The following is a 20,053-nucleotide window of genomic DNA, read 5'->3' on the forward strand; positions in this document are numbered from 1 at the left end:
CCGCACTCAGCCGCCGCGGGCGCGGCGCGCTAGGCGTCGCGGCGCGTCGCGCCCGCCGGCTCTAGCAGCGGCTCGTCCGCCGCCGGAGCACCCAGCCCCAGCCGCTCGAGCACCGCGCGTTGGCCGATGCGCAATCCGCGGTCGGCCAGCTCGGCTACGATGTCGGCAAACAGCTTGACGTCGGTGTCCTCGCTCAGCGCGAGCGCGAGCTGCGGGTAGCGGCGCTGCGGGCCAAGATTGAGATCGACGATCGGCCGCACGAGGTCGCGCGTCAGCGTCGCGCCCAGCCGCCGCGCGTCGGACTCGACGATATCGCGGCGCACCGCGTCATGGACCTGCGCCGCGGCGCGCGAGCCGCCGCCCTCGCGCGGCGTCTCGGTGGTCAAGGTCTGCCCGAGCACCGCCTTGCTCACCTGGCGGTCGAGGAACTCGCAGAAGCGCTCGTAGAGTTCGGCCCCGCCCGCCTGGCGCGCCTCGACGAACTGGATCACCATCGACTCCGGAATTATCGCGGCGGCGTCGACGCCGATATTGGCGACCGCGCGCAACAGCGCCTGCTTGTCGGCCTCGGTGGCGCCGGGGCCGTACTTGCCCACGCGCAGCGGCTGGCCGAAGACCTCGGCGAAGCCAAGCCAGTCCTTGAGCACGTAGTTCTTGAACAGGTAGGCCCATCCGGCGGCGCGCGCCAGCCCGCCGCGCAGCGGCAGCCCCGACTTCGCCCGGGCAATATGGACGACGAACTTGAACGGAGCGAGCGGTGCGGTCAGCGGTTGATGGCCGATTGGCGCCTCGCTCTCCGCGTACCATCGCGAGCCGCCGAAGTGGGGGGCTGCGCTCGCGCGCGGCGCCAGGCTTTGCCCCTCCTCGCGCAGCGTGCGCACCAGCAGCTCCTCGCCCGAGATCCAGTCGAACATGAACCAGCGCGGGTCGCGCCAGACCAGCCGGCGCGGGAGCCATTCGCGCCCGGCGGTGTCCCAGATGATCTCGCTGGCGGAGAAGCCCTTGCCAAGCGCGTCGAGGATATCGAACAGCGCGCTATGGAGGTCGAAGACGCCACCGTTGAGCACGTCGTTGACGAGGTCGGCCGCCCGCCGGTCTTCGGCTGCCGGCGAGGCGGGAGTCACGACGATGCCGGCGCCGGCGAGCGCATGCTTGCGCGAGCTGAGCACGGCCAGGTAATGGAGGTCCTTCTCCTCCATCTCTTCGGCGAGTTCGAGATAGAGGTAGGGATCGCCGAATTCGGCCTCGCGCAGAATCGCGACCAGCTTTTCAGGCGTGAGGCCGGCGGACGGATGCGTAATCGAATAGATATTGCGCACGCCCGCCATGGTGGGCGCGGCCTGTTCCTCGCGCAGGCGCTCAGTATCAACTTCGCGGCCGTATGCGTCGTAGAGTGTCATTGGATCACCAGAGTCATTTACTCAATCCAGTATCCGGTCGAACTACCTAATCCTCGGCCCTTCCGTGAAGGGAAGGGAAGCGCGAACTATTGGATGGCGCCGTATTCCTGGCGCAGTGTGCCGATCGGCGTTGTGGGTGACAGGACGGCTTTGCCGCTGACTTGGTGGTTCGCTCGCGCTCGAGGCGGTCGTTGTCCCACCTGAGGTAGCGCCATAGTTGGACCCGGCTCAGGCCGAGCGCGGCGGCCGCCCGCCGACGGTCGCCGCCGGTCCACAGCAGCGCGGCCCGGCAGCGCAGCGCCGCCAGCCGCAGCATCCATCGCCGGAACGCGGTCTGACGGTCGCGCCGGCGCCTGTGGGCCGCGCTTTTCACAGCAGCGCCCACGCGCGCAGGCGCCCGATACCCGTGCGCCTCCGGAGGTCCTCCTCCGGCGGCATCTCGAACGGCGGGTGCGGCTCGCCGCTCAACGCGCGCGGCGCACGGCGCGCCGGCATATACGCCGCCTCCTGGGCCGGAGTGAGCGTGCTCGCGTAGTAGGCGAGCGCGCCGGCGATCGCGGCATCGCCGTGGCGTCCCTTCTGAGCGCGCCGCTCGGGGACGTGAGCGAAGCCGTTATCAACGACCAGCGCGCGATGGTCGGCGAGGATTTCGGCGTCGCGCGGCAGTTCGAGCATGCGCTCCTCGAAGGCCGCCTTGTAGCGCGGCATGTGTTCGCGGTACCAGGCGGGCGAGAGCATCACCTGCGCGATGCGCGCGCCGTAGCGCTGACGCGCGGTCTCGGCGAGGTACTGGCCGTTGCCTCGCGCATCCATCGCGCCGGCGACCAGGCGCGGCATCCGGTCCGCCAGGTGAAAGAGGATCTGCTCCTGCTGGCGGAAGGGCACCCGACGAAGCTCGATCACGAACGGCGTGCGGCGCACCAGGTCGGCGCCGATTTGCAGGGGCCAGATCACGGTCAGGTCGCCGAGCCGGCCGAAGTCCTCGCCGAAGCAGCTCATCAGCTCGGGGTCAAGCGTGGCGAGCGCGGGGTCGAGGTTGCGCTCGCACCATTCGCGCGCGGCGGCGACGCGCACTTCCTCGGGCCGCTCGGCGAACTCCTCGGCGACTTCCCATCGGAGCACCGGCGCGCCCGCGCGCATCCGGCTCTCGATCAGAATCGAGCTGAGAAAAGCGCTGCCGCGCGCCCGCGGTACGCACATCAGCTCCTCGTCGGCCGACTCCCCGTATTCATCGAAAATCCGTGCGCGCCATTCGCGCTCCGCCTCGATACTCCATCGGCGGCCGAGCTTCTGACACATCCGGTAGTAGAGTCCGTCGGCCAGCGCGTCGTCGAGCGTGATGCGATGAAGCGAGAACGGGCGGCGGCCGGCGCGGATGTCGTTGACCAGCGCGTTGAACGGGTTGTCGGCGCCGCTGTGGGTCGAGATCACGCGCACCAGCCCGCCCCACATCGTGAACGCCAGCGCCGCCTTGAGCAGGCCGGGCAGGTCGTCATGGAAGGCGGCCTCGTCGATCACGGCGCGGCCCTGCTTGCCGCGCAGGTTGGAGGGGCGCGAGCTCAGCGCGACGATCTTGTGGCCTGAGGCGAAGCGGATGCGGTAGGCGAGGATGTCGCGGCGCTCGTCGTCGATAGCGATCTCCTCGATCGCGCGCGCCGCCTTGTTGAAGTGGCGCGCCCACGCGGCCGCGGTCTCCACGAACTCGCGCGCCATGTCGCGGTTGTAGCCGAGGTACCAGCTGTCCATCCCGCGGGCGGCGGCAGCGCTCAGCGCAGCGTCGGCGGCTTCGGTCCAGGTGATGCCGACCCGGCGCGATTTCTCAGCGACTTTGACCGGCGACTGATCGGCGAGCCATCGCACCTGGTAGGGCAGCAGCACGTCGCCGGCGGAATTTGTTCCGCTCCCTTCTCTGAGTCCCTCCCCGATCGTTTTGGACGAGGATGGAGGTGCGGGTCGATCGGCGGCGCCGGCGGTCCGCGGGCGCCGCCGCCTGCTGGGCGGCGCGGGCGCCGGCTCGTGCGCGATACGCATATTAGTTAAGTCCAGCCTTACTCAGTGCCGCTGTGGACGCGCTCTTTCGGCGTAGCCGGCGCCGCCGGCGCGGCTGCCTCGCCTTCGCCCATCAGGGCGCGCGCGTGCGGGAGCGATTCGTCGAGCGGTGGCGCCGGCAGCTCGGCCACCTCGAGTAGCGCGGCGCGGATCCTGCGCTCGGCTTCGGTCGAGAGTCCACCCGGCGCCCCCTCTCGCGCGGCCGCGACCACCTTGCGGGTGGCGGTCCGCACGCGCTTGCCGATCCCGCGGCGCATCTCCTCGGCCAGCCGGCGCATCTGCACCGCCGAGCGGCAGATCGAGGCGACATGGCGCGCGAGCGCATTGAGGTCCGCCTTCTTGGGGTCGAGCTCGCGTACCTCGACCAGCACGTTGAAGAGGTCGCTTTGCACCAGACGCATCAGCGCCTCGTTGACGGTGTCGTCGGCGCCGCCGGCCGCCTTGACCACCTCGCGCGCCTGCGCGGTAGCGATCTTGAGCGTGGCCAGTCGCCGCTCGAGGATGCGCCCGTAGCGGCTGAGCGAGTTGATGCTGATGTGACAGCCGTGCTGGTCGAGCCAGTGGACGAGGCCGCGATAGTTGGCGAAACCGCGTTCGACCAGGCGGCGGTCGAGCTCGGCGCGCAGCTCGGGCGGCAGGGTGCGGAGCTTTCCGCGCCAGGGCATGACACTAGTTGGCGCAGGCCTGCATCGCGCTCACCAGTACTTGCGCGGGCGGGCGATTCCGGCCGGCGCGGCGGCGGTGTATTCGACGACGTCGACGCCGGCGGCGGTCAGCCGCGCATACCAGGTTTCGTTCTCGGCGCCGTCGATCTCGAGCAGGCCGAGGTCGCGCAGATAGGTAAGCTCGCGGCGCAGGGTGTTGAGGGTGAGCGGCAGCTTGATGTCGGCGAGCACGCGCCAGACGATGGTTTCCGAGACCGCGATCGGACGGCCGGCGTCGAGCACGCGCAGGATCCGCCAGCGGGCCTCTTCGCGCTGCTTCTGTTCAAGATCGATGGAGTCCATTTTCCTGGTAATCCGCGCTCACTGGGGATTGGCAGCCGGCCGTGTCACGGCATTGCCTCGACGCGCTCGGCCAGGCGCTGCTTGAGGTCCTCGATCTCGGCGCGCAGCTCGACCCGCATCGCGTCGAACTTCGCGTCGAGCGTGCTCGAAAAGCGGATCCAGTCCTCGCGCCGGACGTACTCCAGCGGCAGTTGGGCCTTGAGCTTGAGCATCTCGCGCTCGACCTCGTGCGAGAAGTCGCTGCCCTCGCGCTTGAGCGCGGCGATCTGGCTGTCGATCGCCGCCTCGTGGCGCTCGAACAGCCACTTGAGCGTGCCGACGTTGAGCGCCATGAAGGCCATCAGCGCCGCCGCCAGCGTGCCGACCGCGTCCCAGCTCATCATTTGGGGTCGGGCTCCGTATGCGACTTGATCGCCAGCGCGCCCGCCATCGCCAGCAGCACCATCCCCAGCCCCTTGCCGTAAGCGTCGGCGTCGCCGGGGCTGAAGCGACGGGTCACCGCCACCTGCACCGCCCAGAACACGACGTAGGCGAGCGCGCCGAGCACGCCGACCACCCGCCCGGCGTCGTAGGTCAGGTTGTCCTTGCCGGTCAGGACGTCGCTTAAGAACTTCATCGCCGCTTCCCCGTGCTGGCGGTCGCGGCCGCGCGTGCGCATCCGGCGAGCAGCGCTTCGCGCTCGCGCACGGCGCCCTTGAGAATCGCGACCGACGCGGCGTAGGCGCGAATCGTGTCGGCGGGCGGCGAGCCGGCTGTCAGCGCGCCGAGCGGGAGCGTCGGATGAGCGAGACGCGGCAGCGGGCAGGGGACCTGGCGAAGGAGCGGGACCTCGACCCTGACCGGCGCGGCCGGCAAAGGGGCCGCCGCGCCGGCGGCGCATCCCGCCATCGCGCAGCCGAGCCCCGCCGCGACGAGCGTCCGCGCCGCCGCGCGGGAAAGTCGGCGCGGCGCCTGTGCGCGCGCGCGTCGTTGCCAACCGCAAATCACCATCGCGCCAGCTTCGCGCTCTGCACGTTGCCCCATCGGATCGCCGCCGCGCATCCGGCGTCGATCCGCGCGCGCTGCAGCGCACGCGCGCCCGCCGCCGCCTGGCGCATCACTGCGGCGCCTTCGGCGGCAGCGGCGCGATCGCGCGCGGCCGCCGCCTCCGCGCTTTGCCTGAGTTCAACCCTGAGCCGGGCGACCGCGGCGTTCTGCGCTGCGACCGCCTGGCGCATCGCGGCACTGGCCGCCTGCGCCGCGGCAAGCTCAGCGCCGAGGCGGGCCGCCTGGGCGCGCGCTGCGTCGCGCTGATGGACGAGCAGGGCGCGATAGGCGAGCGCGGCGGCGACCAGCAGCGAAAGCCCGAGCGGCCGCCAAAACTGAAGCAGCGATAGCATTGGGGACGCTCCCGTTCCTGTCGGACGTGCCCGCGCTCAGCCCTGGGGCGCCCCCACCGTCGAGGCGGCGGCCGCGGGCGCTATGGCTGCCGCCGCTCCCATCGCCGCGCCGCCGGCTGCGTGATTCGCGGCGGCGGGCAGCGGATGCGTGCCGAGTTCTACCGCGGCGGCGACGGTTGCCGCGCCGTGATCGTCGATCGCCTGCGCATGCTTTTCGATCGCCTGGGCGAGCCTGGCGACCGCGCCCGCATGGTCGGCGAGCGCGGCGGCGTGCGGATCGGCGGGCGCGTGGGATGAGCCGGAGGCACGGCCGGCGACGGAATTTTCGAGCGCGGCCAGGCGCGACTCGAAGCTTTCCAACAGCGAGCGCATCTCAGCGAGCATCGTGCGTCCAGCAAGCGCGCCGAGCACGAAACCGCCGCCCGCCACCGCTACAAATCCCAAGGCGGTTGCGACATCGAGGTTCATATTGATTCCTCCTGCTTCAGTTCACCGGCGATCGGACGACCGAACCGGGCAACTCCCGAACTTCCGCGCTCACTCGTAGGCACGGTTGAGCCAGCCCTGGAGGAATTTGCAATCGCCGTCGGCGCGCCGCCCGCGCTCGAGCGCGGCGAGCGTGCGATAGTAGCCGGCGGCCTCCGAACGCAGCGCGGCGAGCAGCGCGAGCTGGTTGGCCGCGCGCGCGGCGCCGAGGGTGGCGCGTCCGATCGCACCGTCCTCCACCAGCGGCCGGGCGCAGGCGCGGAGGGCGCGCTGGAGGCATCGCGCGGCATGCTCGGGCCCGATATTGACCGCGAGGTCGAACAGCTTCACCGCGATCGGGCCGGGCAGTTCGGCGTAGCGGCAGCGCTGCCACCAGTCGCGGTAGTAAATGGCTATTGCCTGTTCGCGAGTGAGCGCGGCGATATCCAGATTGGGATAATCGCGCTTGGAGATTCCGAACCTGGTCTCGCCGCCGGGGTCGGCGGGATTATCGACGTAGGCGCCCTCGTTGGCGAGCACGCGCGCGACCGCGCGCTGAAAAGCCGGCGGATAGCTCTGCGAGGCTGCGCCCGGGCGACTCATGCGCGCAATCGTCGCAGAGCGCCCGACGGAGCATAAGGGTGAAATATTTCACCCCGCCGAAGTGGCTATTTTGTACCGCCCCCTGGGCTCGTACGGCCCGCCCGGCAGAGCGCGACGAGTGCCGCACCGCTCATCGCTGACCAGCGTGCCGCGCGCCTTGCTTCGGCGCCTATCGGCGGCCCGCGCTCAGCGCGGATGGCCAGGCGCGCGCGGCGAGGGCGGTGCGGACCGTGGCGCGGCTTGGGCCGCGCGGCGCGCCTCGGCGAGCACCTGGAACACCCGCCGCCGCGTGCATCCCAGCGTGCGCGCGATCGATTCGACGCTGCGCCCCGCCGCGCGCAGAGCAAGAATCTGCACGCGCCGCGGCGGCGGCTTGGGCACCTCGACGCGCTCGCCGCCGAAGGTCTGTGCGAGCCGCAGCGCCGGTTCCACACCGATCGTCTGCACCAGCGCGTCGTCGGGGGCCGGGTAATGGGGAACGTAAAGGCGGGTGCCGCCAAAGCGTTCAATCAGACGGGCGGTAGCCTCTTCGCCGATCAACTGGATGAAAAAATCGAGCATCGCGATCTCCCCCCACGGGAGCGAGTCTCGCCTGCGCCGCGCGCTGCCGCGGGCGCGACGACGGCGCAGGCGTCCGGGTTGAACTGAACCGGAGGCGGCGGGGGCGGCGGCGGACGGGCGCGGGAACCGGGTTGATACGGACCGCGCGAGGCAGGACGGCCGCCGGTCGCCACGGATCGACCGGGTGCAGCCGCCATTGGATTGCCGCTTGACCACATCGTGCCGGTGCGCACGGCCGCCCCGCATCCACTCACGCGGCGTGGATCGATGCAGCAGGCGCCGGCGAGCGGGCGAGTTCGCACGCGAGCTCGTCGAGCCGGCACGCGAGCTCGAGGTCGTACAGGCGGCGGCGCGCGACCGCGTTGCAGGCGTGAATGACGCTGCTGTGATCGCGTGCGAAGGCGCGTGCGATGCGCGGGTAGGAACCGGCCAGCCGCCGACGGCCCAGCCATCCGGCGTCAGCCAGATGACGGCACAGGTACATCGCGGCCTGACGCGCCTGGGCGATCCGGCGCGGCCGCGCGCGCGAGAGCATCTGATGCACGGTCAGCCCGAAGGCCCGTGCAACGGCTCGTTGCACTTCGGTAATCGACAGACAGCCTGGAGCGTATTCCATCGCTAGAGTCTCCCGGAGTGCGGCGGATGTGCGAGCGCGCGGCCGGCAGTCGCAGGCGTCCGGACGTGCGCGCGCTTCAACGGCGAGGCCCGTGGCGCAAGCGGCCAGGCACGGCACATCGGTTGCGCAGTTGGTGAGGAAGCTTGCTAAGTAGGGGGAGCATCGATGGTGGTGTCGCGATTGCGGATCGATGAGTGGACGAAGCAGCACTCAGGCGGTGGGCTAACGGGCGAACGGCCAGGCTAAAGTGGCCGTGGATCGGCGTGGCTGATGGCGGGAAATTTGCTTCTGAGGCCGGCACGATTCACGGATGTTATTTTCCTACAGTAGGATAGTATGTCAAGTGGACCAACTACAGTTGTGAATGACGACTTCCGCCTGCGTCTGCGCCTCATCATGCAGCAGTTCGGATCGGTGGCCGACCTCGCTCGCGCCGTCGGCGTTTCCGACAACGCCATCTACAAGTGGGTCGCCGGGCGTGGGCAACCGAGCATGACCAGCCTGGTCAGCCTGGCCAAGGCGGCGCGGGTTTCGGTGGAGTGGCTGGCCACCGGCCATGACGCCGCGCGCGCGCAGGCGCCGGTCGGGGACAGGGGCGAGTACGTCTTTTTTCCGCGGCAATCGGTGCGCCTGCAAGCCGGGCGCACTGCGCTGCAAAGCCCGCAAATCGTCGATTACGTGGCGCTGAAGGCCGACTGGCTGCGGCGGCGCTTCAACGCCGACCCCAAGGAATTGATGCTGATCGAAGCGGTCGGCGACTCGATGTCGCCTACGATCGACGAGGGTGACGTCGTGCTGATTGATCTCCGCGAGCCGCGCTTCCGCCACGACGGCATTTACGCGCTGCGTTCCGGCGCCGACATCGCGGTCAAGCGCGTGCAGCGCCGCCCCGACGGCAAGCTGGTCGTACGCAGCGACAACCCCGCCTACGAGCCCGCGATCGTGACCCCCGAGAGCATCGCCGTCCTCGGCTACGTAATTTGGATCGGCGGGCGTCTGTGAGCCGGCTGTGCGCCGACGCCTGCGGAGCGATGCTGTCGCGCGTTTTCTAACGGATGCGGGCATTGGGGATGCCGATGCGGGTTGCGGCCCCCCGCGGCGCCTGTCGCGACAGCCGCGCGGGACTGGAAAGGAGGCCCATTTCCGACTATTAGGCTTGGCATTGTCCGCCGGATGCCGAACAGGCCGCGCAGGAGAACCGACATGGCCAAGCGGGTGGGGATCATGGTTGCGCTGTGCACCGCGCTCGTAGCGCGGGCGAGCGGTGCGATGGCGCAGATGCCGCCGCAGGAGCAAACCACGGTGCGCGAGCTCGCGCCGATTTCGCCGCACTGGGTCGCCGCGCTCAGCCCCTTCGCGGGCTCGATCATGGTTACACCGATCGTGCTTATCGATGGCGACACCCAGCAGGTGGTGGGCAATATCACGGGCGGACTCGCGGCGATGTTCGCGGCCGCGCCGGATCATAAGCATCTATACGTCGCTGAGACCTTTTACTCGCGCCTGGTCCGCGGCGAGCGCACCGACGTGGTGACTATTTACGATACGCGCAAGCTCGCGCCGGTCGGCGAGATTGCGATCCCGACCAAGCGCCAGCTCGCGATCCCCGACGCGACCTCGATGGAGGTGACGACCGACGGGCGCTTCCTGCTGATGCTCAATCTCACTCCAGCGACCTCGGTCACCGCGGTCGATCTCGAAAACCACAAGGTCGCCGGCGAGGTCCAGATTCCAGGTTGCTCGGAGATCCTGGTGCTCGGAGCGCGCCAGTTCGCCTCCGTATGCGCCGACGGCGCGATGCTCACCACCCAATTCGACGACAACGCCAAGGTGACCAGCCAGAAGCGCACCGCCAAGCCGTTTTTCGATGTCGAGAAGGATCCCGTGTTCCAGCTCCCCGCGATCATCGGCAGCACCGCCTACTTTGTCAGCTATCACGCGACCGTCTATCCGATGGATCTGTCGGCGAGCCCCGCGCGCGCGGGTGAGAGCTGGTCGATGCTGAGCGCGGCGGACAAGCGCGAAGGATGGCGGCCGGGCGGATGGCAGCCGGTCGGCGGATGGGCCCGCGGCCATCAGCTCTTCGTCCTGATGCATCAGGGCGGTGAGTGGACCCATCAGAAGGCCGGGCCCGAGGTCTGGGCGTACGACGTCAACACCCACAAGCGCGTCGAGCGGATCCCGCTGCCGATCGCCTCCAACGCGATCCGGGTCAGCCAGGACGACAACCCGCTGCTGTTCGCGATGGCGACCAAGGAAGCGGCGGTGCAGGTCTTCTCGGCGCTCAAAGGCCGCTACCTGGGCACGGTCAGGGAAGTTGCGCAGAACCCGTACACGCTGTTCGGGCTGTAGCGGGACCATTCGAGGAGCGCGCGCGGTGTGCTGGCAATGCGCTGGGCGCGGTGCTAATTGGCAGGGCGGGAGCGCGGCGGACGCGGCAGGCCGCGCGCGGTTTCGCATCATAGGGGGACGGCGATGGACGCACTGGTGGAACGTCTGAGTCGGGCGGTGGCGCAGCGCACCTCGCGGCGCGGCTTTCTCGGCTACCTAGGCAAGGCGCTGGTCGGCGGAATGATGATTCCGCTGCTGCCGATCAACCGGGTGGTCGAGCAGGCGCACGCCGCGATGGCGGCCGGCGAGGGCGGCGAAGGCGAGCCGGGCGACCTGACCAGCTGCGATTACTGGCGCTATTGCGGCTTTGACGGCTACCTGTGCAGCTGTTGCGGCGGCGGCCTTACCTCGTGCCCGCCGGGGACGGTGGCCTCGCCGACCTCGTGGGTCGGCACCTGCCAGCATCCGACCGACGGCAAGGAGTACATCATCGCCTACCGCGACTGCTGCGGCAAAGACGTCTGCAACCGATGCTTCTGCGACAACAATAAGGGGCAGGTGCCGATCTACCGGCCGCAGCTCGACAACGACATCATCTGGTGCTTCGGCGCGAAGAACTTTGCCTACCACTGCACCACGGCGATCCGCCTCGGTGCCAAGACCTGATCGGCGACGCCTGGCACTTCGCCGATCAAAAGCCCCTGCTCCGCTTCCCTTCAGGGAAGAGGTCAGGGGCCGGTTACTCAATCCGCCGCAGCCCGAGCGTGCCGGTTATTCCTTGGCCGGCAGCTTGCGCGCGGGATAGGCCCGCCCGCGGCCGCAGGCGGATTGGTCGGCTTGGCGAATCCGGCTACAGTGGTTCGCGTGCCGACCTGCGCGAGCTGCGGAAGCGAAAACCCCCAGGGCATGAAATTTTGCGGCAACTGTGCCGCGCCGCTGGGCAATCGATGCGCGAAGTGCGGATTCGATAACCCCGCCTCGTTCAAGTTCTGCGGCCAGTGCGGCAGTCCGCTGCGCGCCGCAGCCGCGCCGTCTCCGGCCGCGCCGCCATCGACGGCCGCCGCTTCTCCGCCCGGGCAGGAGGTGCGGATCGCACCCGAGCGACCACCGGCCGAAGCGCCCGACGGCGAGCGCAAGACCGTCACCGCGCTCTTCGCCGACATCAAGGGCTCGATGGATCTGATGGAGGAGCTCGATCCCGAGGAGGCGCGCGCGCTGGTCGATCCCGCCCTGCGCCTGATGATGAACTCCGTCCATCACTACGATGGCTACATCGTGCAATCGACCGGCGACGGCATCTTCGCGCTCTTCGGCGCGCCCATCGCGCGCGAGGACCACGCCCATCGCGGGCTCTATGCGGCGCTCAGGATGCAGAGCGAGATGGGCCGCTACTCAGCGCGCCTGCGCGAGGCCGGCAACCCGCCGATCGAAATCCGTATCGGGCTTAACACCGGCGAGGTGGTGGTGCGCTCGATCCGCACCGGCGACCAGCACACCGAGTACACGCCGATCGGCCATTCGACCAGCCTCGCCGCGCGGATGCAGACGCTGGCGCCGACCGGCTCGATCGCCGTGACCGAGGCGACGCGCAAGCTTGCGGCCGGCTACTTCGAGCTCAGGCCGCTCGGCCCCACGCGGGTCAAGGGCGTGAGCGAGCCGGTCAACGTTTACGAGGTCCTCGGATTGGGGCCCTTGCGCACGCGGCTGCAAATCTCGGCGCAGCGCGGGCTTTCGAAATTCGTCGGACGCCATCACGAGATCGCCCAGCTCCAGCGCGCCTTCGGCCTCGCCCGCGCCGGCCGCGGCCAGATCGTCGCCGCCGTGGCCGAGGCGGGAGTGGGCAAGTCGCGCCTGTTCCACGAGTTCAAGTCGATGGCGCAGGGCGAGTGCCTGGTAATGGAGGCGTTTTCGGTCTCGCACGGGCGTGCCTCGGCCTACCTGCCGGTGGTCGAGCTGCTCAGGGACTACTTCCGAATCGCCGACGACGATGACGAACGCGCGCGGCGCGAAAAGATCACGGGCAAGGTGCTCGCGCTCGACCGCAAGCTCGAAGACACCCTGCCATACTTTTTCGCGCTGCTGCGGGTGGAGGACCCGGCCAGCGCGCTGGGTGAGATGGACCCGGCGATCCGCCGCCGCCGTACGCGCGAGGCGATCAAGAGCCTGGTCCTGCGCGAGAGCCTCAACCAAAGCCTGCTCGTGATCTTCGAAGACCTGCACTGGGTCGATGCCGAGACCCAGGGCCTGCTCGACCTACTCGCCGACAGCATCGGCACCGCACGCATCCTGATGATGGTCAACTACCGCCCCGAATATGAGCATCACTGGGGCAGCAAAACCTACTACACGCAGTTGCGGCTCGACCCGCTCGGGCGCGAGATCGCCGCCGAGATGCTTACCGAACTGGTCGGCGACGCGGCCGAGATGCACTCGCTCAAGGATCTGATCATCGAGCGCACCGACGGCAATCCGTTCTTCATCGAGGAGATGGTCCAGGCGCTGTTCGACCAGGGCGTGCTGGTGCGCGAGGGCGCGGTGCGGCTGGTCCGGCCGTTGGGCTCGATCCGCATCCCGCCCACCGTGCAGGGCATCCTCGCCGCGCGCATCGACCAGCTCTCCGCGGCCGACAAGGACCTGCTCCAGATGCTCTCCGTGATCGGCAAGGAATTTCCGTTCGGGCTGCTGCGCCGCGTGACCAGCCATGCCGACGACGATTTGTCGGCGCGCCTGGGGCGGCTCCAGCTCGGCGAATTCATCTACGAAAAGCCCGCATTTCCGGAGAGCGAATATACTTTCAAGCACGCCCTCACGCAGGAAGTCGCGTACAATTCCGTGCTGATCGAGCGCCGGCGCGAAATCCACGAACGGACCGCGGCGGCGATCGAGGAGTTGTTCGCCGAGCGGCTCGACGACCATCTCGGCGAACTCGCCCATCATTACAGCGCCAGCGGCAACGCGGCCAAGGCGGTCGGCTATCTCAAGCTCGCCGCCGAACAGGCGCGCGCCCGCTCGGCCTATGAGGACGGGCTGCGCTACGCCAACGAGGCGCTGAGGCTGCTGGAGACGCTGCCAGCCTCGCGCGAGCGCGACCTCGACGAGGTCGCGCTCCATGGGACCCGCGGACCGCTGCTGGCCACCACCCAGGGCTTTGCCAGCGCCGAGCTGGCCGCGTGTCTCAACCGCGGGATGGAGTTGTGCCAGCGCATCGGCGAAGGCCCCGAGATGTTCAACATCATGTTCGGCCTGTGCAACTTCAATCTCGCGCGCAACCGGCTGCGCGACGCCGCGGAGCTCGCGGGCAAAATACTCAGTCTGTCGCGTCTTATGAACGATGAGGTGCGGCAGGCCGCGGCGCATTCCACTCTCGGCGCGGCATGTCTGTGGCGCGGCGAGCTCGGCGCCGCCCGCGAGCATCTCGATCGGGCAATTGCGTTTTACGATCGCGACATCGCGCGCTACCTGCCGATGCCGATGGCGCTGGTGGTGCCGTCGCGCGGCCAGATGGCGTGGGTGCTCTGGATGCTCGGCTACGCCGACCAGGCGCAGGTGCGAAGCGAGGAAGCGCTGGAGCTGGCCCACCGGCTGGGGCGTCCGTTCAGCATCGCGTTTGCCCTCATGCACGCGATCGCGCTGGCGCACTGGCGGCGCGACTATTCGACCGTCCGGCCGCGCGCGGAGTCGCTGATGGAAATCGCGCGCGAGAACGGATTTCCCTACTGGTCGGCGGTGGCTTCGATGATCGTCGGCCGCACGCTGGTCGGCGAGGGAAATCACTCCGCGGGAATCGTCCGGATGCGGGAGGCGATGGCGACGCTGGTCGAAACCGGCGGCGAGTTGATCCACTGCCAGGCGCTGAGCTTGCTGGCCGAGGCATATCTCGGCGCACGCGAGCCCGAGCGGGGGCTCGCGACGATCGCCGAGGCGCTCAAACGGATCGAGACCAGCGACCACCGCCTGCACGAAGCGGAGATCTGGCGCTTGCGCGGCGAGTTGATAACGCTGCACGGCGGCAGCGCCGAGGAGGCCGAGCGCAGCTTGCGCCACGCGCTCGAGGTCGCCCGCGCGCAGCGGGCGCGCTCGTTGGAGCTGCGCGGCGCGACCAGCCTCGCTCGCTTCCTCCAGCGCAGGGGACGGCGCGAAGAGGCGCGCGCGATTGTCGCCCCGGCCATCGACGGCGTCAGCGAGGGACACCAGAGCGCAGATTTCCGGGAAGCGGCGGCGCTGCTCGACGAACTGGGCGCGGCGGCCGATTGAGCCGCTGGCGCTGCGCGGACGGATTATTTCCCGCAGAGGTTCATCGGCGCCGTCCGCGCGGTTTGCCCGCTCGGGGCACCGCTTCCATCTGGTTGCGAGCGCGGCGCCTCGGAGGTCGAGGTTACTGGTAGCCGCGCAATCTCCCTTGACGGTTACCCGGAACTTGGGCGCCGCAGCACAGATGCAGGTTCGCGTTCTAACATGAACCGGTGTGGCCGCGAGGAGTTTTTACCGTAGGTAATCGCATGTCCGGAAGGAGCGCGCGCGCCGCATTTGCGCTCGTGGTCGGCCTGGCGATGTTGCCGTGCGGGGCCCGGGCGCTCGCCGTCACGCCGGCCTTCGGTCACGTCTTCATCGTGGTCGAAGAGAATCACAGCTACAGCGAAGTAGTCGGGAACAGCTCGATGCCGTTTCTGAACATGCTAATCAACAACTACGGCCTGGCGACCCACTACTACGCCAATGCCCATCCTTCGCTGCCCAACTATCTATGGCTTACCACCGGAAGCAACGACGGCATCACCGCCGACGTTTGTCCAGCGACGGTTACCCAGGACAACATCGTGCGCCACCTCAACGCGGCGGGAATCAGCTGGAAGGTGTACGCGGAGAATCTGCCCTACGCGGGGTTCCTGGGCTGCGCGGCTGCGGGCGGATACGTTGCGAAGCACAATCCGTTTGTATACTTCCGCAATGTGAAAAGAAACATCGCCAATCAACGAAGAATCGTTCCGTTCACTCGGTTTGCAAGGGACCGGACAAACCATACGCTTGCGCGATATTCATTCATCATTCCCAACCTCTGCAACGACGGCCACGACTGCTCGCTGAGCACGGCCGACGCGTGGCTCAATACCAACATCAGCCCGCTGCTCAATATGAAAATGTTCCAGCCCGGCAACGGCGCGGTGCTGATCATCATGTTCGACGAGAGCGTCAGTTCGGACACGGCCAGCGGCGGTGGCCACGTGGTGTGGGTGATCGTGGGGCCGAAGATCAAGCAGGGCTATATTTCGACGACTTTCTACCAGCATCAGAACACGCTGCGCCTGATGCTCGAAGGGCTCGGGGTGATGAGCTATCCGCAGGGGGCCGCCACTGCCTGGGACATGCGCGAGTTCTTTAGCCGCTGAGCGCCGGCGTGGTCAGCGGGCTCTGCGGCCTGGTGCGGTTGTGCAAAGGCGCGGGGCGGCGCGCGATGCGCGCCGCCCCGTACAAACGTGAGCCGTATGTGCGCGTTCAGGCGCGCCCTCCACGCAACAGCTTGCCTGGCGTCGCTCCGGTCGCGCGACCTTCGTCGAAGGTCACCTCGCCGTTGACGATGATCGACCGGTAGCCGCGCGCGCGCTGGACCCGGCGCCATTCGCCGCCCGGGAAATCGCGCGCTATCTCGCCGATCCAGTCAGGTTCGATCGCGAGCTGGTTGAGATCATAAACCACGACGTCGGCCGCCATCCCCTCGCGCAGCATCCCGCGGTCGCGGAAGCCCGCCGCATGCGCGGGCAGCGCGGAGAGCCGGTAGTGCGCCTCCTCCAGCGTTATCTTGTGCTCGTCGCGCACCAGCCAGGCGAGGAAGTCGGTGGTGAAGGCGCCACCGCAGAAGAACTTGGTATGCGCGCCGCCGTCGGAGACGCCCGGGAAAGTGTAGGGCGAGGCGTTCATCATCTCGGCCATGAAGTCGGCGTTGAAGCCCTTGTTGGGGCCGAGGAACTCGACCTTGAGGTCGCCGGCGAGCGAGAGGTCGAGCATCACGTCGATTGGATGCTTGCTCTCCTCCTGCGCGATCTGGCCGACCGATTTGCCGACATACTTTTCGAGCTCGGGCTGGTCGTTGACCCACTGCACGATCAGCGTATGCACGGCGCCGCCGACGCCGGCCTGGATCGCGCGCAGCTTGCGGTCGGCGTTGTCAGTCTCGCGCTTGACTGCCTCACGCAGCACCGGGTCGCGCATCTTGGCCATGCGCTCTTCCTTGCTGCCGGTTGTGATCGCGCGCCACGCGGGGCTCGCGTCGTAGAGGTTCCAGTGCTCCAGCGTGAACGCGAAGCCGGTGCGCACGGTCGCGGTCTGGCCGAAGATCGGCAGCCCCTTGGCGCGGCATCGCTCCAGCCATCGCAGGCTGCGCCGATGGACCTCGGGATCCTTGCGTGTGGGCAGGATCGCGTTGTGCAGGATGGGCCGGCGCGCGGCCGCCGCCAGCCGCTCGAGGAAGGCGAGGTCGTCTTTGATGTGGCCGGTGGCCTGGGTGATCTGGATGAAGCCTTCGTCGCGCTCGCGCAGGACCTCTGCGAGGTTGAGGATGTCCTCGTCGCACATCGTGTCGGTCACCATCGGCGAGCCGTCGAAGTCGGCCTGCGTCGAGTCGGGGCCGAGACGCTGGATCGAGAATCCGCACAGCCCGGCGTCCATCCCCTCCGCGAGCAGGCGGCGCATCGCGGCGCGCTCGGCGTCGGTGGCGGGGCGCGTCTTGGCCGCCTCCAGCCCCATCACGTAGGTCATCAGCGAGGCGGTTGGCATGTACTGGATGCAGTTGACGCCCTTGGGCGCGCGCTCGAGCGAATCGAGGTACTCGGGGATAGTCTCCCAGTCCCACTTCATCCCGGCCTTCATCGCTTCGTACGGGATCGCCTCGGTGCGCGTCATCGTCAGCATCGAGCGCTCGCGGAAATCCGGCTTGACCGGGGCGAAGCCGAAGCCGCAATTGCCCAGCACGACCGACGTCACGCCGTGCCATCCGGAGATCGTGCAGTACGGATCCCATCGGATCTGCGCGTCGTAATGGGTGTGCAGGTCGACGAAGCCCGGGGCGACGATCGCGCCGCCGGCGTCGATCGTGCGCCGCGCAAAGCCGGGCGCGCGCCCGCCGATCTGTGCGATCTTGCCATCGCGGATCCAGACGTCGGCCTGGAAGCGCGGCACACGGGTGCCGTCAACTACGGTGCCGCCTTTGATATGGAGATCGAAATCGGCCATCCTCGGTTCCCTCCGTTGCGGTAAGGACTTCGAACGTCTGTATTAGCCCTATAGCACCGGCGGGCGTCCGGGCCCAAGCGCGGCGACAGCGAGTAATCGCTGCGCCTGCGGCCAAAAAAAAGTGGGGCCGAAGCGGCCCCACCGATCCAAAATGGCCGAGGTCGCTGGCGCGACGGCCGCTATTGCGAGACCGTGCTTTTGCCCGGGCGGGCGAGCGGCACGATCTGCGCGATGTCACACTGGACCATCGCGCGCAGCTTGTTGTCGATCTGGTAGAAGCGGGTGACCTTGATCGGCGAGAGCACGGCGGTGAATTTTGGGATGTACTGCTTCTGCACGCTGAGCCGCGCCTGCTTGATCGCCATCACCTCGTCGAGCTTTTTCTTGGCATCGGCGTCGGTCAGCGTTTCGTAGGCTTTGGCGTAAGCCTTGATCTCGGCCGCGTGGCGATCGTCGAGCTTGTCCATCTTGGCTTCGTAGGCCTCGTACAGCGGCCAGAAGCCCTGCGCCTCCTGGTCGCTGAGCTGCATATTGGCGGCGACGATCGCCTTGCGCTGGGCGCGGGCGGCGGCGATGTCGATCTGCTTCTGCGACTGGGCCGCACTTTGCTCGGCGGCCGGAATCGCGGTGGCAGTCAGGCACAGCGCGGCGGCGGCCGCACAGGCGGTGAGACAACGGCTAAGGCGCATCGGGCTTTCTCCTCCCTCTGGGACGAACGTTGGGCCGCCGAGCGTGCGGCGCGTTTGGCAGACGCTAGCTGATGGCGCTATGCGCCTCAAGCAGGGCGTCACTTGTGGCAAAACCCGCGCACGAACTTGACCAGGGCGTGGATTTCCGCGTCGTCGAGGTCGTTGTTCCAACTCGGCATGTCCATCGGCAGCCCTACCGACGGCCCGCCGTATTTGATCGCGTTGAACATCGTGGCGTCCGTCAGCTTCGCCATCTGCGCGCAGTCGGTGAACTTCTGCGGCTTGGTGGCGAGAGTCGGAACCGAAGGGCCGTCGCCCTGGCCCTGCGCCCCGTGGCATCGCGCACAGTAGGTCGTGTAGTTCCCGCCGGCGGCGCCGCCCGGCGACGCCGCGCGCGCGACGCCGGAGGCGAGCCCGAATGCGGCCAGCAGCGCCGCCCACGCTGTGATTATCCTGAGCGCGTTCAAAGCACCCCGGCGCAATCAGACGCCGCCGTCGCGCAGCAGAAAGTCCGGGCCGAGCGCGCCCAGCGTCGGACATCCGATCTGCGCCAGAATGCGGTCGATTTCGTCGCGCAGGATGTCGATCGCTTTGCGCACGCCGCGCGGCCCCGCCACCGCCGCGCCGTAGAGCGTCGCCCGCCCGACAAAGACGAAGCGCGCGCCCAGGCAGAGCGAGATCACGATATCGGCGCCGCGCCGCACGCCGCTATCGAGCATCAGCGCGACCTTGTTGCCGACCGCCGCGTGCAGCGCGGGCAATGCCTCGATCGGCGCCGGCGCCTGGTCGAGTTGGCGGCCGCCGTGGTTGGAAACGATGATCCCGTCAACGCCGCATTCGGCGGCGCGCCGCGCGTCGTCGGGATGCAGGATGCCTTTGACCACCAGATGGCGCGGCCAGAGCTTGCGGAAGGCTTCCAGGTCGGCCCAGGTCAGCGGCCCGGACATCTGCGAGGCGACAAAAGCGGCGAGCTGCTCGGCGTTAATGCCGGGCCGCGCGTAGGCCGCCCAGTTCTCGAACCGCGGCATCCCGTGGCGCAGGTAGCCGACGATCCAGGCCGGATGGGTCAGCGCTTCGGCGATCGTCCCCAGGGTCGAGAGTTTGAGCCGCACCGCTTGGCCGAAGCCGTTGCGGATGTTGCGCTCTCGCTTGGAGGAGATCGGCACGTCCACGGTGAGCACGAGCGTGCTCAGGCCGGCGTCGCGCGCGCGGCGGATGAGGTCTTCGGTGATCCGACGCTCGTGCGCGGCGTAAAGCTGGTACCAGGCGTGGGTCGGCGCGACGCGCGCGGCGGCCTCGATCGACGCCGTGCTCGCGCCCGACATGATGAAGGGGATGTTGGCGTTGGCCGCCGCCTCGGCCAGCATCAGGTCGGCTCCCGGCCGAAACAGCGCCGCCATCCCGGTCGGCGCGATCCCGAAGGGGCTGGCGTAGGCGCGGTCGAAGAGCGTCGCCGACTGGTCGCGCCGGGAGACGTCCACCAGGTAGTGCGGCAGCAGCCGGTAGCGCGCGAAGCCGGCCTCGTTGCGCGCGAGGCAGCGTTCGTCCTCGACGCCGCCCTCGATAAAGTCGAAAGCGATCTTCGGCAGCCGCCGCTTCGCCATCCGATGCAGGTCTTCGATGTTGACCGCGCGGTCGATCTTCATGAGGTCGTTCCGTTTGCCGGCCGGGTCTGGAACTTCGGGGCCGGTCATTCTATACCCCGTGCTGTAATCCGAGAGGAAGG

The 20,053-nt window shown here is 68.5% G+C and carries 21 protein-coding genes; 5 read left to right on the forward strand and 16 right to left on the reverse strand.

Annotated elements, in window-relative coordinates; all coding sequences use genetic code 11:
- Positions 1-29 precede the first annotated feature (29 nt).
- The 12 genes from VFB33_05590 to VFB33_05645 form a co-directional block, all read right to left on the reverse strand.
- Entirely contained in the window at positions 30-1,400 is a 1,371-nt protein-coding gene (locus VFB33_05590; protein HZO81148.1) for a DUF935 domain-containing protein, read from the reverse strand.
- A 369-nt stretch (positions 1,401-1,769) separates the two neighbouring features.
- On the reverse strand, positions 1,770-3,278 hold the full coding sequence (locus tag VFB33_05595) for a hypothetical protein (protein ID HZO81149.1): 1,509 nt from the start codon (positions 3,276-3,278) through the stop codon (positions 1,770-1,772).
- Between the two features lie 170 nt (positions 3,279-3,448).
- Positions 3,449-4,114 (reverse strand): phage protein Gp27 family protein, encoded by a 666-nt coding sequence (locus tag VFB33_05600; protein HZO81150.1) that lies wholly within the window; start codon positions 4,112-4,114, stop codon positions 3,449-3,451.
- A gap of 30 nt (positions 4,115-4,144) precedes the next feature.
- Complete coding sequence (locus tag VFB33_05605) at positions 4,145-4,456, reverse strand: hypothetical protein (GenBank protein HZO81151.1); 312 nt, start codon at positions 4,454-4,456, stop codon at positions 4,145-4,147.
- A gap of 44 nt (positions 4,457-4,500) precedes the next feature.
- Entirely contained in the window at positions 4,501-4,839 is a 339-nt protein-coding gene (locus tag VFB33_05610; GenBank protein ID HZO81152.1) for a hypothetical protein, read from the reverse strand.
- Positions 4,836-5,072, reverse strand: coding sequence for a hypothetical protein (locus tag VFB33_05615; GenBank protein HZO81153.1), 237 nt, complete (start codon positions 5,070-5,072; stop codon positions 4,836-4,838). The genes VFB33_05610 and VFB33_05615 overlap by 4 nt, the downstream gene beginning before the upstream one ends.
- Entirely contained in the window at positions 5,069-5,479 is a 411-nt protein-coding gene (locus VFB33_05620) for a hypothetical protein (GenBank protein ID HZO81154.1), read from the reverse strand. The genes VFB33_05615 and VFB33_05620 overlap by 4 nt, the downstream gene beginning before the upstream one ends.
- On the reverse strand, positions 5,440-5,835 hold the full coding sequence (locus VFB33_05625) for a hypothetical protein (protein HZO81155.1): 396 nt from the start codon (positions 5,833-5,835) through the stop codon (positions 5,440-5,442). Before VFB33_05625 ends, VFB33_05620 begins: the two co-directional genes overlap by 40 nt.
- A 36-nt stretch (positions 5,836-5,871) precedes the next feature.
- Complete coding sequence (locus VFB33_05630) at positions 5,872-6,303, reverse strand: hypothetical protein (protein ID HZO81156.1); 432 nt, start codon at positions 6,301-6,303, stop codon at positions 5,872-5,874.
- 69 nt (positions 6,304-6,372) lie between these two features.
- Positions 6,373-6,903 (reverse strand): glycosyl hydrolase 108 family protein, encoded by a 531-nt coding sequence (locus VFB33_05635; protein ID HZO81157.1) that lies wholly within the window; start codon positions 6,901-6,903, stop codon positions 6,373-6,375.
- Positions 6,904-7,089: 186 nt separating this feature from the next.
- Entirely contained in the window at positions 7,090-7,464 is a 375-nt protein-coding gene (locus VFB33_05640; GenBank protein HZO81158.1) for a helix-turn-helix domain-containing protein, read from the reverse strand.
- Between the two features lie 250 nt (positions 7,465-7,714).
- The gene (locus tag VFB33_05645) at positions 7,715-8,080 is read right to left on the reverse strand and encodes a helix-turn-helix domain-containing protein (GenBank protein ID HZO81159.1); all 366 of its coding nucleotides are present in this window, start codon (positions 8,078-8,080) and stop codon (positions 7,715-7,717) included.
- Between the two features lie 360 nt (positions 8,081-8,440).
- On the opposite strand from VFB33_05645, the gene VFB33_05650 reads away from it, so the two are divergent.
- The 5 genes from VFB33_05650 (at position 8,441) to VFB33_05670 (ending at position 15,798) form a co-directional block, all read left to right on the forward strand.
- On the forward strand, positions 8,441-9,082 hold the full coding sequence (locus VFB33_05650; GenBank protein ID HZO81160.1) for a helix-turn-helix transcriptional regulator: 642 nt from the start codon (positions 8,441-8,443) through the stop codon (positions 9,080-9,082).
- Between the two features lie 201 nt (positions 9,083-9,283).
- Positions 9,284-10,432, forward strand: a complete 1,149-nt coding sequence (locus tag VFB33_05655; GenBank protein ID HZO81161.1) for an amine dehydrogenase large subunit — start codon at positions 9,284-9,286, stop codon at positions 10,430-10,432.
- 123 nt (positions 10,433-10,555) lie between these two features.
- Positions 10,556-11,077 carry a methylamine dehydrogenase (amicyanin) small subunit gene (gene mauA / locus VFB33_05660; protein HZO81162.1) on the forward strand — a complete coding sequence of 174 codons (522 nt, stop codon included), beginning with the start codon at positions 10,556-10,558 and terminating at the stop codon, positions 11,075-11,077.
- 198 nt (positions 11,078-11,275) lie between these two features.
- Positions 11,276-14,665, forward strand: a complete 3,390-nt coding sequence (locus tag VFB33_05665) for an adenylate/guanylate cyclase domain-containing protein (GenBank protein HZO81163.1) — start codon at positions 11,276-11,278, stop codon at positions 14,663-14,665.
- Positions 14,666-14,910: 245 nt separating this feature from the next.
- Entirely contained in the window at positions 14,911-15,798 is an 888-nt protein-coding gene (locus tag VFB33_05670; protein ID HZO81164.1) for an alkaline phosphatase family protein, read from the forward strand.
- 106 nt (positions 15,799-15,904) lie between these two features.
- Here the strand turns inward: VFB33_05670 and VFB33_05675 are convergent, their stop codons facing one another.
- The 4 genes from VFB33_05675 to VFB33_05690 all read right to left on the reverse strand — a co-directional run bounded on the left by VFB33_05675 (position 15,905) and on the right by VFB33_05690 (position 19,973).
- Complete coding sequence (locus VFB33_05675; protein HZO81165.1) at positions 15,905-17,638, reverse strand: amidohydrolase family protein; 1,734 nt, start codon at positions 17,636-17,638, stop codon at positions 15,905-15,907.
- Between the two features lie 179 nt (positions 17,639-17,817).
- Entirely contained in the window at positions 17,818-18,327 is a 510-nt protein-coding gene (locus VFB33_05680; GenBank protein HZO81166.1) for a hypothetical protein, read from the reverse strand.
- Between the two features lie 98 nt (positions 18,328-18,425).
- Positions 18,426-18,794, reverse strand: coding sequence for a cytochrome c (locus VFB33_05685; GenBank protein ID HZO81167.1), 369 nt, complete (start codon positions 18,792-18,794; stop codon positions 18,426-18,428).
- A gap of 15 nt (positions 18,795-18,809) precedes the next feature.
- On the reverse strand, positions 18,810-19,973 hold the full coding sequence (locus VFB33_05690; GenBank protein ID HZO81168.1) for an alpha-hydroxy acid oxidase: 1,164 nt from the start codon (positions 19,971-19,973) through the stop codon (positions 18,810-18,812).
- Between the last annotated feature and the right edge of the window lie 80 nt (positions 19,974-20,053).

The sequence above is a fragment of the Candidatus Binataceae bacterium genome (assembly GCA_035650475.1).
Lineage (GTDB): Bacteria > Desulfobacterota > Binatia > Binatales > Binataceae > JAKAVN01.